Here is a 13,159-nt window from a genome sequence, read left to right as displayed (position 1 = left end):
GCGCGGCCCCGGAATGACGGGGTGGTGGGTCGGCCCAAGCCGTGACCGAGCCCCCAAAGCTCCACCAAAGCTTGATTTCGGCATTTCGCCGAATGATATCACCGCCCATCCCGACACGAGAGCGCAACCGATCGCACGATGATGGCTGACGACACGGAACACCAGAACCGGACGAACGGCGCCGAGGCGAGCCCCGATGCGGCCAAGGCGGATGTCCAGAACGCGGGAGCCGACGCCGAGGCCCTGGCCGGCGCCATCGCCGAGCGCGACGAGTTCAAGGACCGGCTGCTGCGCACCATGGCCGAGATGGAGAACCTGCGCCGCCGCACCGAGCGCGAGGTCGCCGACGCCCGCACCTACGCGGTCACCAACTTCGCCCGCGACATGCTCAACGCCGCCGACAACATCCGCCGCGCGCTCGAAAGCGTGCCGGCCGACGCCCGCGGCTCCGCCGAGGGCGCGTTCAAGGGCCTGATCGAGGGCATCGAGCTGACCGAGCGCGATCTCGCCAAGACCCTGGAGCGCCACGGCGTGAAGGTGGTGGAGCCCCAAGGCCAGCGCTTCGACCCGAACCGCCATCAGGCGATGTTCGAGGTGCCGAATACGGAAGTCCCCAACGGCACCGTCGTGCAGGTGGTGCAGACCGGTTACGTCATCGGCGACCGGACGCTCCGCCCCGCCCTCGTCGGCGTATCGAAGGGCGGCCCCAAGCCGGATGCGGCCAAGGACAAGCCCGCCGACGCCGCCTGAACCTTTGCCCGTCCCACCCACACCCTCATCCTGAGGTGCTTCGCGAAGCGAAGCCTCGAAGGAGGGCTCCAGTTCGCTCAGCGATCCCTGGAGCCCTCCTTCGAGGCCGCTTCGCGGCACCTCAGGATGAGGGGGGATGAGCCGGTGAAACGGACCTTCAAACCGCGCCTGCCGCCGGCAGCGTGACCGCGAACGCCGCGCCTCTCTCGCCCGCGGGCAGCAATTCGATCGTCCCGCTATGCGCCCGCAGCATCGCCCGGACGATGCCGAGGCCCATGCCGGTGCCTCCGGCCTCGCGGCGGGTGGTGAAGAACGTCTCGAACACCTGCGCCCGGTTGCGCTCCGGGATGCCCTCGCCGTCGTCCGCGACATGGACCACGACGGTTTCGCCCGAAGCCTGCGCCGTGATCCGCAAGCGGGAGGCGCCGTGGCGCCGCGCGTTGTCGGCCAGATGCGCGAAGACGATGCCGGCATTCTCCGCCGAGATCGCGACGGTGCGGTCATTCCCGTCCGCCTCCACGATCAGCCCCGGATGGGCGCGCCGCAGCCCCGCCCACACCGCGTCGAGGCGGGTCGTGCCGCGGATGTCGGGATTGTCGGCGCGGGCGAGTTCGCGCAGCCGCCCGAGCAGCGCCGTGAGGCGGCCGGTATCGGCCAGGATGTTATCGAGGAAGCGGGTCTGCTCCGCCGGGCTCATGGCGTCGGCGGGGCTCGCTTGCGCGTCGCGCATCAGCTCGGCCGCGCCCTGGATCGCGGTCAGCGGCGTCTTCAGCTCGTGCGAGACGTGGGCCGCGAAGGTGGCGATGTAGTCCGAGCGCTCGCGCAGCTCGTGCGCCATGCGGTCGAGCCCGCGCGACAGCCGCGCGATCTCGCGGGTGCCGAGCGGGCCGGGCTCGGCCAGGACGGCGCGGTCGCCGCGGGCGATGGCGTGACTGCGGGCGACGAGCGCGTGGATCGGCCGGGTGATCGCCCGCGAGAACAGGGCCGCGATAGCGAGCACCGCCGCCAGCACCGCGGCGGCGGCGAGCGCCAGCTTCACCCGCTCGCCGTAGAGATGGCGCACGAGGTTGCTCGGCGTGCGCGAGGCGTAGACCACGCCCGCGACCCGCTCGCCGACCCGGATCGGCATCGCGGTGAACAGGCGCACGCGGGTGCCGCGGCTGATCGAGGTCAGCGCGGGCGCCGGCTCGTCGGAGACGCGCTGCCGCAGCACCGAGCGGAACGTGCCCTTCAGTGCGGCGGCGACCTCCGGCAGGTCGGCCAGCGAGCGACCGACCTCGTTGCGGCCGGCGATCACGGTGCCGTCCCGGTCGAGGATGCGGAAGCCGGCCAGCGTCACGCCTTGGGTCCGTTCCAGCACCGGCAGCAGGCCGGCCCCGATGGCCAGCAGGGCGGGATCGGGCGGCGTGCCCGGATCGGTCGCGTCCGGGCGGCGGCCGAGGATGTCGGCGGTCGCGAGGTCGAGGCTCGGCTGGATCGGCTGGTAACGCTCGTTTTCCACGGGCGGCGGCGCGGCGGCGCCGAGGACGCGTTCGGGCTCGGGCAAGGCCTCGATCGCGCGGGCCGTCACCGCGGCGAGCACGGCGCTCTGCGCGATCAGCTCGGCCTCGGCCTCGCGGATCGGCCCGTTCTCGTAGACCCGGATCAGGAACAGGCCGAACAGCGGCAGCGTCGCGACGATCGCGAGCACGCCCAGCACCACGAGGCCGAGGCTCGGGCGCCACTTGTCGGCCGTCACGGCCGCGTCTCGCAGGCGCCGAGCCGGAAGCCGATGCCGTGGACCGTCGCGACGCCGTCCTGGCAGCCGACGCCTGCGAGCTTCGCCCGGATGTTGCGCACGTGGCTGTCGATGGTCCGGTCCGAGACGTGGACGCGGCCGGAATAGGCCGCGTCCATCAGCTGGTCGCGGCTCAGCACGAGGCCGGGCCGCGCGGCGAGTGCCGCCAGGATCGCGAACTCGATGGCGGTGAGCGTCATCGCCTCTCCGCCGAAGCGCGCCTCGTGCCGCCGCGGATCGAGGGTGAGGCCGCCATGGGCCAGCACCGGGTCGGGCGCCGCCGGAAGGCGCGGGGCGCTGCGGCGCAGGATGATGCCGACCCGCGCCACCAGCTCGCGCGGGCTGAACGGCTTGGTGACGTAGTCGTCGCCGCCGATCTCCAGCCCGAGCACCCGGTCGATCTCCTCGTCGCGGGCCGAGAGGAACAGGATCGGCACCTCCGAGGTGCGCCGCACCTGTCGGCACAGCTCCAGCCCGTCCATGCCCGGCATGCCGACATCGAGGACGATGAGGCGCGGCGGCTGGGCCGCGATCCGGGCCAGCGCCTCCAGCCCGTCGCGGGCGGTCGTCGTAGCGTAGCCGGCCTTGGTCAGCGCGAAGCCGATCACGTCGCGGATATGCGGGTCGTCGTCGACGATGAGGATCGGACCTGACATGGCTCGCCCTATCGCATTGTCCTGGATATCGCATCCCGGACGATGCGATCGGTTCTCTTGTTGCATCGGCTCTTTCCGAAAGCCGGCGGCCACCTTTCGGGCCGATGCTCAGCGGATGCTAGGCGCCTTGAACATCGGGTGCAGCGTCAGCGGCGCGAACGGGCGGCGCTCCAGGTAGCGCTCCAGGCGGTACCGGCGGAAGCTCCAGCCGCGCCAGTCCGCCGGCTCCTTGGCCCGCTCGACCTGGGCTGCGCGCCACTTCGTCGGGCAGTCGAAATCGCGTCCGAAGGCGACGGGGAAGAACCGATCGACCGCCGGGATCGCCTCCGGCCCGAGCTGCATCGCATAGCGGAGGTCGAACGGCTCGCCCGTGCCGCCGAGTTCGCGGCTGTGCGCGACGTTGTAGCTGCTGACGATCGCGGAGAAGTTGGCGAGCGCGCAGCCGTACAGCGTGACGAGGAGCACGATCCCGTTCATCGCGACGAGCCAGCGGTTCGAGCGCCGCAGGGCGATGCGGGCGACGATGAGCAGCAGGCCGATGGCGACGAGCCCCATCCAGACGAAGGCGGCGGCGCGCACCAGCGTCAGCGAGTAGACCGCGACGTAGAGGTCGAGCCGCAGGATCGCCGAGACCACGAGCAGGACGTTCTGGCCGATCCAGAGATAGACCAGCCGGCGGATCGAGCCTGAGCGCTCCCCGGCCCAGCACGGCCCCATCGCGATCAGGACGAAGGCGGCGGCGAGCAGGGCGGTCGCGATCAGCGGATAGGCGCCGCGATGGGCATAGGCCGCATAGGTCAGCCCCTCGGGCAGGGCGAGGCCGCCCCAGAGATAGAGCAGATCGAGCCCGCTCTGGACCGCGAACAGCAGGTTGAACAGCACGAGGCAGCGCCCGATCACCGCCGGACCGAGCAAGGCGACCGGGGCCGGCGTCGCGGGGGCGGGCGTCGCCGTGATGGCCATCTTGGGGGCGCGGTGGCGCAGCCGGACGGCCACGAACGGCCACGCGAGCGCGGCCAGCAGGCCCCAGGCGAAGAGCCGCCCAGTCGCGATCTTCGGATCAAGCGACAGGCGCGGGAGGTCGCGGAGCCACGCGTCGATCAGCGGGTTGGCCGAGGCGAACAGCGCGCCGAACAGCCCGGTGAGAATCACCGGCAGGATCCAGCCGACGACCGAGGCGTCCCGCCAGCCTCGCACCGTCGCGACCGGACGGTGCAGCCCTGCGGCGGCATCGAAGCCGATCTGCAACGGGCCGGCCAGCAGCATCCGCCGCATGGCCGCGAGCGTCGCCGCCCAGCCCGGCGCGAGCCCGCCGGTGACGATCACGGCGAAGGCGACGAGGCCACTGACACCGAAAAGGACGGCGAGGAAGCCGGCATCCTCGATGAGCGGCAGCAGCCCCAGCACGAGCAGGATCGACGCGAGCCCTAAGCTGCGCGCATCCCGCCGCACCGGGTTGGCGAGCGGCACGGTGACGGCGAGCGCGGCCAGGAACAGGGCGAGCGATATGCCGATTGCGTGGCCGTAGAACAGCCGGTCGCCGAGCACGACCAGGGCGGGCAGCAGCAGCCACCGCGCCGGCCTCAAGGATGGCAGCGCGAGGGAGAGGGTGGGTGAAGCGAGCATCGGGAAACCTCGGTCGCGGCGCCGCTCGCACCCGGTCTGGGCTGCGGCGTCCGTCTCATGAGATTGCCCCGGCGCCCGGCAGCCGGTTCGGAGGTTCTGCGCAGAGGTTCAGGCGTTTCGTGCAGGTTTCGTGCAGAGGGCCTCAGCCCCGGGTCGCGATCCACACCACATGGCGCGGGCCGCTGGTGCCGCTGGCCGGGATGCGGGTTTCCTCCACCGCAAAACCCATCCGCTGGAGCCGGGCCTTGAACTTGCGGTCCGGCGTGCCGGACCAGACGCCGAGCACGCCGCCGGGCTTGAGCGCCCATTGCGCCCGCTTGAGGCCCCATTCGTCGTAGAGCCGGTCGTTGGCGCGCCGCATCAGCCCCTCGGGACCGTTGTCGACATCGAGCAGGATCGCGTCCCAGGCCTCGGCGCCGGCCTGCACCAGCCGGTTCACGTCGATCTCGCGCAGCTCGACGCGGGGATCGTCGAGGCAGCCGCGAAACACCTCGGCGAGCGGCCCGCGGGCCCAGGCCGCCACCGCGGGCACCAGTTCGGCCACGACGATCCTTGCGTGAGGCCCGAGCGCCCGCAAAGCCGCGCGCAGGGTAAAGCCCATGCCGAGGCCGCCGACGAGCACCCTGGCATCGGGCCGGTCGGCGAGATGCGCGCAGGCGAGCGAGGCCAGAGCCTCCTCCGAGTGGCCGCGCGTGGAATTCATCAGCTCCTTGTTCTCGACCACGATCGAGAACTCGCGTCCCCGCTGCATCAGGTCGAGACTCTTGCCGCCGCCGGGCACGGGCCCGGTGCCGAGATGGACCCAGCCGTTCATCGTGACCTTTTGAAGCTTGCGCTGGATGCAACCCCGGCCGCGTCGCCGACGATTGCCCTGCATGAGGCCCCGCGTCTATCAGCGCGCATGGCCAAGCGCATCAAGTCTCTGCCGCAGCAACGCGGGTTCGTGAGTTTCGACGTCGTCTTCGCCGACGGCTCCCGCGCCTCGAACCGGCGCGTCCCGATGGAGATCCTCGGCGGCCTCGACGGCGACCTCCCGGCCCACCAGCTCATCGCCGAGCAGGAGGCCGAGATCGCCCAGAAGGCCGGCCGCCCGCCCCGCGAGATCGAGAGCCTCACCCGCTCGCCCGCCCCGCAGAAGCCGGTGACGGCGGGCTGATTTTTTTGGGATTCCGGTCGCGCTTCTTGGCTTCCGCTCCAACCCCGTCATTGCGAGGCGGAACTGACGCAATCCAGGGCGCGACACTGATGAAAGAAGCGCCGCAGCTTTCTCACCAGTGCGCATCCACCCCATCCCCCTCATCCTGAGGTGCTGAGCGTCAGCTCAGCCTCGAAGGAGGGCTCCAGAAGTCTCCGCGATCCCTGGAGCCCTCCTTCGAGGCCTCCGCTGCGCTCCGGCACCTCAGGATGAGGGTCAGGGGTGGACGAGGATCGAAGAAGCGTCGTCTTCTGAACCTGCGGAGCGCTGGATTGCGTCAGTTCCGCCTCGCCATGACGGTGCGAGTCCGAGGCGATCCTGTCGGGCCGCTACGCCTCCGCCTCGATACGGATCGAGACGGCCTGCGGCTCCGCCCCATCCAACGGAAGCACGAACCGCCGCTCTTCCGCCTCCTCGCCCTCGACCTCCTTAAACCCCAGCCGCGGATACAGATCGCGCACCATCCCGTTCTTCGGGCTCGGCCGATACACGCCGACGAGCTGGGCCGCGCCGAAATCCCGCGCCGCCGCGACCACGGCGTCGCGCATCGCCGCTTCCGCGCCGCGGCCGATCACCCGGCAGCTCATCAGCCACGTGTCGAGGACGAGGTCGCGGCCCGATCTACGCCCGATGACGATGCCGACGATGCCGTTGTCGGCCAGCCGGTCAGTGAGGCGGAAGCGCAAAGCCAGGGCGTCGGGATCGGTGAGGAGCGCCTGCGCCTCACCTTCCGTGATGCGCCGGGTCGTCAGGTTGAACTGGTTGGTCTTGTTGACGAGCTGGACGATGCGGGGAAGGTCCGGCGCGGTGAAGCGCCGCCACGAGAGCCGCATGTCGAGGCCCGCGAGGTAGGCCGGCAGATCGCCGCCCTGCGCCGCGACCTCCTGGCGAACGGCGTAGTGACGGCCGCGGGCGCGGTCCTCGGCGGTGACGGACAGCGCCTCGAAATAGCCGGCCCCGGCGATCCGGTCGGCGTAGCCGCTCGGATCGGGCGGGAGTTCGGGCACCGCCACCTCGGGGAGCGCCGTGCGCACCCGGTCGCGCTCGAACGGGTTGTCGTCGGCGAAGACGAGGGCGTCGAGGCCGAGGTTCAGCTGCGCGGCGACCCGGCGCAGGTTCTCCGCCTTGTCGTCCCAGTTGGCCAGGAAGGCGGCGATGTCGCCGCGCTTCAAGACCATCTCGGGATGGCGCTCGAACGCCTCCAGCGCGTTGGCCTCGTCGTTCTTCGAGACTACCGCCAGCACGATGCCGCGCCGCGACAGGTCGCGGGTGTAAGCCTGGAACGCGGCGAAGGCCTCGCCCTCGGCGCTGCCCGGCCCGAGCACGAGGGCGGCCGGGCCGTCGTCGCCGACGATGCCGCCCCACAGGGTGTTGTCGAGATCGAGCACCAGCGCCTTGCGCGACAGGCCGCGGCGCGCGGCGAGCATCCGGGAGACGAGGTCGCCGTAGAAGGGCGCGGCGGAGGGCGCGACCTCCTGCTTGGCGCGCCACCACCACACGCTGTCGTGCCAGGCCGGGAGGCCGTGGCGCTGGACCGCGGCGTCGAGCGCCAGCACGTCGATCCCCTCCCCCGCCGCCATGTCGTGGAGGGCCGCGTTCAGCCGCGCGACCGCTGCCGCGCGCGAGCCCGGCAGCCGGTGCTCGCCCGAGCCCGCGAGCGGCACCGGCGTCGGCAGCAGCGTCTGCTGGATCAGGCCGCAGCCGAAACCCGTCCGCGCCGCCCGCCACAGCCGACGCCAATCGTCTCGCACCGCGTCCTCGGCGCGGCGGGCCTGCTCGGCATCCTGCGCCACGTCGAAGCCGGCGGTCGCGTGGGCGGCATCGAAGAGGAGCAGGATGTCGTCGGGGGCGAAGGCGTGGAGGCCGGAGGCGGGATCGAGGATCTCCTGGCGATAGCCGCCGTAGGGCCCCTCGTAGAGATAGATCCGCAATCCGCGCCGCAGGCCGGCGACGCGGATCGCGGGCAGGAGATGCGAGACGGTCGAGGAGCCCAGCACCGCGAGCCGCACGAGCGGGCGTGCCAGCCCCTGCGGCGGCTCCGGAAAGGCGGCGTCGAGGGCACGCGCCAGCGCGTTGGTGCGGACCGCGTTGAGGCGGGTGTTCGCGAGAGCGACGAAGCCATCCCACGAAGGGGCTTGGCGCAAGGCCGCCAGCCGCTCGGCCCAGGGGCCGGGATCGGGCAGCCAGTCGAGATCGGGCACGTCAGGTCCGGCCGAGCTTGCGGGCGACCGTCTCCGCGAGGTCGCCGACGCGGGCGAGCGCATCGACCTCGCGGGTGGTGAAGGTGATCCCGAACGCCTCCTCGGTCCCCATCAGGATCTCCACCATCCGCCCCGAATCCCAGCCGGCCACGTCGCGGGCAGTCATCTCCGGCCGCAGCACGAGGGCCGGATCGTCGAAGACCTCGCGGAAGATGTCGGTCAGGCGGGCGTCGATGGCGTCCGGGGTCATGCGCGGTCCGGGTTTTTTGTCGGTCGAGCGCTCATAGCAGGAGGACAATCGCTTGAAGAGCGATTGTACCGAATCCCGGGCGCGAAGAGCGCCCCGCGCAGCGGCCTCGGCTTGCCGAGGCGTCGAGCGGAGCGAGAAGCCTAAGCCCGCGGACGCGGGCGCCGGCGTCTGAGGCAAAAAAAGAAACTTGGCACCCGCCCCGCATTCAGCCGCGCGCCAACAGCCGGGCCAAGAGAGGCGGGCGCTCGGCCGCGTCCGGCTCGGGGCTCTCGGCAAAAACCCAGCCGGCGGATCGAAAGAAGCCGGCGTCGCGGCCGCGGGAGACGAGGCCGACCCGCAGCTTCCGGTGCTCCTCGGGCAGCGTCGCGGTGACGTGGACCTTCTGCCACCGGTCCCGCAGCGCGAGATCGGCCTCGCGCCAGCGGATGCGCCGGTCGCCGATGGCCGCCGCGATCCCCTCCCCGCGATAGCCCTTCGGAATCCAGACCCAGCAGGTCAGGGCATGCACCGCCTTGCGGTCGCGCGGCTCGAGATCGATGAGCGGGCCGAACACCGTCTGGTCCGCGCCAGGATCGGGCCGGTGCCGCCGCGGCCGGCGGTCCAGGGGCGGTAGGAGGTTGCGCGGGGGTGTCGGAGCCGAATCGGGCAGATCGTAAACGTGACTCCACGTGCGGCGGCACAGGTCGAGCCAGGGCGGCAGGTGAACGGCGGCCGCGAGATCGTAGGGGGCGAAGCGCGCCACCGTCCCCTCCCACCAGCCGCCCTCGTGGCGACGCACGGTGGCCGGGCCGTCCGTTGCCCGCACGACGAGAAGCTCAGACGGCCCGTGCCGGCGCAGCGCCCGCAGCAGCGCGGCGGCTTCCGTGGGGCCTTCCTCCGGCCCGGCCTTGCGCAAAAGAATCTTCTCGCCGAGTCGCAGGTCTTCGAGCAGGCGACGCTTGAGGTAGCCGACCTTGCGGGCCTCGCGCTTCAGCACGGCGGCGGGATCGTCGCTGCCGTCCAGATGTCCGGTGTTGTACTCGAACTCGTAGCGGCGGCTGCGGCAGAACAGGTAGCCGGTCACGTGGGGATAGACGAACAGGTCGTCGCCCCGGCCGTAGAGTTCGAAATCCGAATCGAGGGCGTGGAGCAGGGGATCGATCCGCGAGGCGGAGAAGCGCAGGAGCCCGAGCGGCTCGATGCCGGCATAGCGCTGCACGAGGCCGAACTCGCAATTGTCGCCGATGCTCTCGAACCGGCCCAGCAGCGCGTGGAGGGGAAGATTTTCCCCGCCGGACGCATCGTAGGGGCTGTCGGGAGGCATTTTGGGGGACCGATCGCGGAAAGCGTAAGGCGGCGGCGGGGGAGAGATCGGCCCGGATGCGGCCGACGAAGGCCCCCTGGCCGGGCCGCCTTATGGCGCGGTGTGCCGCTTCCGCCAACCGGCCGGTTCACGGGCGATACGGTTCGTTCACCGCCCCGTCCCTAGGCTTGCCGGCATGAGCACCATCGCCGCCCAAGCCGTCCAGATGCAGGCCGCCGCGTTCTCGCAGCAGGTCGGCACCGCCATCGCCCGCCAGCAGATCGCCACCGAGCGCTCGGTGGCGCAACTGGTCGCCCAATCGGCCTCCCCGCCAGCCCCGCCCGGCCAGGGTCAGATGGTCGATATGAAGGTGTAGCGCGCCCGCACAGAGAATAGCCGGGATTTCGGGAGCGCGTGCCGCAGGGCGGAGACACGTCTATGTAGCCTCAGCATCAAGCTGAGAGACAGCGATCTCGATTTTCTAGGATGATGTCGTGGTGTGAATGGTGCTGCGAGAGAGGATTGAACTCTCGACCTCCTCATTACCAATGAGGTGCTCTACCACTGAGCTACCGCAGCGCGGGTCCGGCGGGCAGTGCCTTTCGCCGAACGTGAGGGGGCATTAGCGGATCGGATCGCGCTTGGCAACGCTCCCGCCGCGGTTCGGGGACAGGAAAATCGAGGGGGCCGGACTCGTGGTGAGACTGTCACACATATTCCTGCCGTCGCAGGAGGCACGGCCGCATGCCCGGCGCGAAGAGCGCCGCGCGGAGCGGGCCTCGGCGTCAGCCGAGGCGTCGAGCGGAGCGTTAGCCAAAGCCGCGGATGCGGCTGCCGGCGCCTGAGGCAAAACAAAAAACCCCAGCGCGGTCGCGCTGGGGGATTTGTTGACGACATGCGGGGGCGTCGCTATAGGACGCGCTCCGCGGCCGGTCGCTTCGAGTGACCGGACGCTTCGCCATTTGCCAATCATTCAGGCTGCGCTGACCGACACGGGGAAGAGCCCGCTCGGGTCGTTGCCGCCGCGACCAGACGAGGATGCCCCATGGCCAACACCGTGTCGGCCAAGAAGATGACCCGCAAGATCGCCAAGCGCACGGCGATCAACCGCTCGCGCCGCTCGCGGATGCGCACCTTCGTCCGCAAGGTCGAGGAGGCCATCGCCTCCGGCGACCAGAACAACGCGCTGGCCGCGCTCCGCGCCGCCGAGCCGGAGATCATGCGCGCCGCCCAGCACGGCATCGTTCACAAGAACAACGCCTCGCGCAAGGTCTCGCGCCTCGCCGCCCGGGTGAAGGCCATCGCGGCCTAAGGGCCCCTCCCCCGGTCGATCGACCGGGGCCCATCAATACGGACGACCCGAGCCCGGCCTTGCGCCGGGCTTTTTCGTTGCCCGGAGCGCCCCGCCGGCCCCTCCGCGCCATGCACCGGACTCTGCCGCTTCTCCACAGCCGCAGCGCGCTTGTCCCCGGCCGCCTCTTGCGTCGGCTGATTCCGGCCCCGGCAAGTCTTCGTTAACCACGTGTGAAACGTTAACGACTCCCGAAGTCGTGTCGGAGCGTGTAGCTTAACGAAACCTTGCGGGGGCAAGCGCCCCACAAGGTCAGCACCGGCCGCGCGCGAGTCTTCCCCAAGATGCCCCCATGCCTACGACTCTGGCAGCGCGCGATCACGACTCCGTGCCGGCGAAGAAGTTGTCCCCGATCGTCCCGTTGTTAGGAGAACGATAGAGGATTGTTGATACACAGCCTTCTTGAGCGATGACCGCAGGCCTGCCTCTTGACAGCGCCGCGGGGTTCCTTCGGTCCCGCCCGATTCGGGTGGGCCCTCTCGTTTTGTACTGCGTACGCAGCCGTCCGGTCCGCCGGGCGGCTGCGAGGAGAGTTTCGATGCACCTCGACGGCAGCATGGCGGACGGCGGGAATGGCGGAGATGGGCGGGGCGTCGATGTCTCCGCCGCCTGGGGGCGGGTGAAGCGGCGCCTGCGGGCCGAACTCGGCGAGGACGTTTTTGCGAGCTGGTTCGCCCGGCTCGAACTGGAAGAGGTCTCGGGCGGCGTCGCCCGGCTCACCGTGCCGACTCGCTTCCTCAAGAGCTGGATCGAATCGCACTATCTCGACCGGGTGCTCAGCACCTTCCGGGCCGAGGCCGACGGCGTCGGCCGGATCGAGGTCGGCGTGCGCGGCGCCTCGGCGCCGGTCCGCCCGGCCCCGAGCGCCGGCAAGCCGAGCCCGACCAGCGGCCCGCTGACCCGGCTCCACGCCACCGCGACCCCGGCCGCGCTCCAGGGCCCCGGCCCGATGGTCGAGACCGAGATCGCGGTGCCCCGCGGCGAGGCCGGCGCGGTCGATCTCAACGGCGCGCCGCTCGATGCGCGCCTCACCTTCGCGAGCTTCGTCGTCGGCCGCTCTAATGCGCTCGCTCACGCGGCGGCCGAGCGAGTCGCCCGCAACGACGGCGAGGGCGCGCTCTACAACCCGCTCTACGTCCATGCCGGCGTGGGCCTCGGCAAGACGCACCTGCTGCACGCGGCCGGCCACGCCGCCCGCGAGGCGGGCCGGCGCGTCATCTATCTCACCGCCGACCGCTTCATGTACGGCTTCGTCAACGCCCTGAAGACCCAGAGCGCGCTCGCCTTCAAGGAGAAGCTGCGGGCGATCGATCTGCTGATCCTCGACGACGTGCAGTTCATCCAGGGCAAGTCGATCCAGACCGAGTTCGGCCACACGCTCAACGCCCTGATCGATTCCGGCCGCCAGGTGGTGGTGGCCTCCGACCGTCCGCCGACGGAACTGGAGACGCTGGACGAGCGGGTGCGCTCGCGCCTCGCGGGCGGCCTCGTGGTCGAGATCGGCACGCTCGACGAGGGGCTTCGCACCTCGATCCTGTCGGCGCGGCTCGCGGCCGTGCGCCAGAGCCATCCGAACTTCGAGGTCTCGCCCCAGGTCTCATCCTACGTGGCCCGCGCGATCACGGCCAACGGCCGCGACCTCGAAGGCGCAGTCAACCGGCTGCTGGCGCACGCCACGCTCACCGGCGCCCCGGTGACGGTCGAGACCGCGGAATCGGCGATTCGCGACCTCGTGAAGAACCGCGAGCCCAAGCGCGTGAAGATCGAGGACATCCAGAAGCTGGTGGCCTCGCGCTACAACGTCTCGCGCTCCGACATCCTGTCCGAGCGCCGCACCGCGGCGGTCGTCAAGCCGCGCCAGATCGCCATGTACCTGTCGAAGGTGCTGACGCTGCGCTCGCTCCCCGAGATCGGCCGCCGCTTCGGCGGGCGCGACCATACGACGGTGCTCCACGCCGTGCGCAAGATCGAGAAGCAGATCGGCGAGGACGCGGTGCTGGGCGACGAGGTCGAGCTGCTGAAGCGCATGCTTCAGGATTGAAAACCTCCACCGTCATTCCGGGGCCGCGGA

The 13,159-nt window shown here is 70.9% G+C and carries 12 protein-coding genes and 1 tRNA gene; 5 read left to right on the top strand and 8 right to left on the bottom strand.

All coding sequences use genetic code 11. The features are described from left to right. The first annotated feature begins 138 nt into the window (after positions 1 to 138). Positions 139 to 750 carry a nucleotide exchange factor GrpE gene (grpE, locus tag AAHG03_RS08040; RefSeq protein ID WP_342150039.1) on the top strand — a complete coding sequence of 204 codons (612 nt, stop codon included), beginning with the start codon at positions 139 to 141 and terminating at the stop codon, positions 748 to 750. A 157-nt stretch (positions 751 to 907) separates the two neighbouring features. On the opposite strand, the gene AAHG03_RS08035 is transcribed toward grpE, so the two are convergent. The 4 genes from AAHG03_RS08035 to AAHG03_RS08020 all read right to left on the bottom strand — a co-directional run bounded on the left by AAHG03_RS08035 (position 908) and on the right by AAHG03_RS08020 (position 5,623). After that, positions 908 to 2,488: a sensor histidine kinase gene (locus tag AAHG03_RS08035; RefSeq protein WP_342150038.1), complete on the bottom strand. Its 1,581-nt coding sequence runs from the start codon at positions 2,486 to 2,488 to the stop codon at positions 908 to 910. Beyond that, on the bottom strand, positions 2,485 to 3,183 hold the full coding sequence (locus tag AAHG03_RS08030) for a response regulator transcription factor (RefSeq protein WP_342150037.1): 699 nt from the start codon (positions 3,181 to 3,183) through the stop codon (positions 2,485 to 2,487). Before AAHG03_RS08030 ends, AAHG03_RS08035 begins: the two co-directional genes overlap by 4 nt. A 108-nt stretch (positions 3,184 to 3,291) precedes the next feature. After that, entirely contained in the window at positions 3,292 to 4,809 is a 1,518-nt protein-coding gene (locus tag AAHG03_RS08025) for a DUF4153 domain-containing protein (protein ID WP_342150036.1), read from the bottom strand. A 142-nt stretch (positions 4,810 to 4,951) separates the two neighbouring features. Beyond that, positions 4,952 to 5,623 (bottom strand): spermidine synthase, encoded by a 672-nt coding sequence (locus AAHG03_RS08020; protein WP_342150035.1) that lies wholly within the window; start codon positions 5,621 to 5,623, stop codon positions 4,952 to 4,954. Positions 5,624 to 5,710: 87 nt separating this feature from the next. On the opposite strand from AAHG03_RS08020, the gene AAHG03_RS08015 reads away from it, so the two are divergent. After that, positions 5,711 to 5,965 (top strand): hypothetical protein, encoded by a 255-nt coding sequence (locus tag AAHG03_RS08015; protein ID WP_342150034.1) that lies wholly within the window; start codon positions 5,711 to 5,713, stop codon positions 5,963 to 5,965. Positions 5,966 to 6,333: 368 nt separating this feature from the next. On the opposite strand, the gene AAHG03_RS08010 is transcribed toward AAHG03_RS08015, so the two are convergent. The 3 genes from AAHG03_RS08010 to AAHG03_RS08000 all read right to left on the bottom strand — a co-directional run bounded on the left by AAHG03_RS08010 (position 6,334) and on the right by AAHG03_RS08000 (position 9,758). Next, positions 6,334 to 8,205, bottom strand: a complete 1,872-nt coding sequence (locus tag AAHG03_RS08010; RefSeq protein WP_342150033.1) for an HAD-IIIC family phosphatase — start codon at positions 8,203 to 8,205, stop codon at positions 6,334 to 6,336. 1 nt (position 8,206) lies between these two features. Further along, positions 8,207 to 8,455, bottom strand: coding sequence for an acyl carrier protein (locus AAHG03_RS08005; RefSeq protein ID WP_342150032.1), 249 nt, complete (start codon positions 8,453 to 8,455; stop codon positions 8,207 to 8,209). Between the two features lie 205 nt (positions 8,456 to 8,660). Next, a complete protein-coding gene (locus tag AAHG03_RS08000) occupies positions 8,661 to 9,758 on the bottom strand; it encodes a hypothetical protein (protein WP_342150031.1) in 1,098 nt (365 codons plus the stop codon). Between the two features lie 175 nt (positions 9,759 to 9,933). Here AAHG03_RS08000 and AAHG03_RS07995 point away from each other — a divergent pair, with 175 nt between their 5' ends. Further along, entirely contained in the window at positions 9,934 to 10,113 is a 180-nt protein-coding gene (locus AAHG03_RS07995) for a putative motility protein (RefSeq protein ID WP_342150029.1), read from the top strand. A 128-nt stretch (positions 10,114 to 10,241) separates the two neighbouring features. On the opposite strand, the gene AAHG03_RS07990 is transcribed toward AAHG03_RS07995, so the two are convergent. Then, a tRNA-Thr gene (locus tag AAHG03_RS07990) sits at positions 10,242 to 10,316 on the bottom strand. A 466-nt stretch (positions 10,317 to 10,782) separates the two neighbouring features. On the opposite strand from AAHG03_RS07990, the gene rpsT reads away from it, so the two are divergent. Continuing rightward, the gene (gene rpsT, locus AAHG03_RS07985; protein WP_342150028.1) at positions 10,783 to 11,049 is read left to right on the top strand and encodes a 30S ribosomal protein S20; all 267 of its coding nucleotides are present in this window, start codon (positions 10,783 to 10,785) and stop codon (positions 11,047 to 11,049) included. A 577-nt stretch (positions 11,050 to 11,626) separates the two neighbouring features. Then, complete coding sequence (gene dnaA / locus AAHG03_RS07980; protein WP_342150027.1) at positions 11,627 to 13,129, top strand: chromosomal replication initiator protein DnaA; 1,503 nt, start codon at positions 11,627 to 11,629, stop codon at positions 13,127 to 13,129. Positions 13,130 to 13,159 lie beyond the last annotated feature (30 nt).

Origin of the sequence: Methylorubrum subtropicum (genome assembly GCF_038442325.1) — a bacterium.
Taxonomy (GTDB): Bacteria; Pseudomonadota; Alphaproteobacteria; order Rhizobiales; family Beijerinckiaceae; genus Methylobacterium; species Methylobacterium subtropicum.
This window is presented reverse-complemented; position numbering and strand designations above follow the sequence as displayed.

Excerpts from the sequence above, each read along its gene's own strand:
- AAHG03_RS08030 (WP_342150037.1), bottom strand. The coding sequence starts at position 3,183 with ATGTCAGGTCCGATCCTCATCGTCGACGACGACCCGCATATCCGCGAC.
- dnaA (WP_342150027.1), top strand. The coding sequence starts at position 11,627 with ATGCACCTCGACGGCAGCATGGCGGACGGCGGGAATGGCGGAGATGGG.
- AAHG03_RS07995 (WP_342150029.1), top strand. The coding sequence starts at position 9,934 with ATGAGCACCATCGCCGCCCAAGCCGTCCAGATGCAGGCCGCCGCGTTC.
- AAHG03_RS08005 (WP_342150032.1), bottom strand. The coding sequence starts at position 8,455 with ATGACCCCGGACGCCATCGACGCCCGCCTGACCGACATCTTCCGCGAG.
- AAHG03_RS08015 (WP_342150034.1), top strand. The coding sequence starts at position 5,711 with ATGGCCAAGCGCATCAAGTCTCTGCCGCAGCAACGCGGGTTCGTGAGT.
- grpE (WP_342150039.1), top strand. The coding sequence starts at position 139 with ATGATGGCTGACGACACGGAACACCAGAACCGGACGAACGGCGCCGAG.
- rpsT (WP_342150028.1), top strand. The coding sequence starts at position 10,783 with ATGGCCAACACCGTGTCGGCCAAGAAGATGACCCGCAAGATCGCCAAG.
- AAHG03_RS08025 (WP_342150036.1), bottom strand. The coding sequence starts at position 4,809 with ATGCTCGCTTCACCCACCCTCTCCCTCGCGCTGCCATCCTTGAGGCCG.
- AAHG03_RS08000 (WP_342150031.1), bottom strand. The coding sequence starts at position 9,758 with ATGCCTCCCGACAGCCCCTACGATGCGTCCGGCGGGGAAAATCTTCCC.
- AAHG03_RS08020 (WP_342150035.1), bottom strand. The coding sequence starts at position 5,623 with ATGAACGGCTGGGTCCATCTCGGCACCGGGCCCGTGCCCGGCGGCGGC.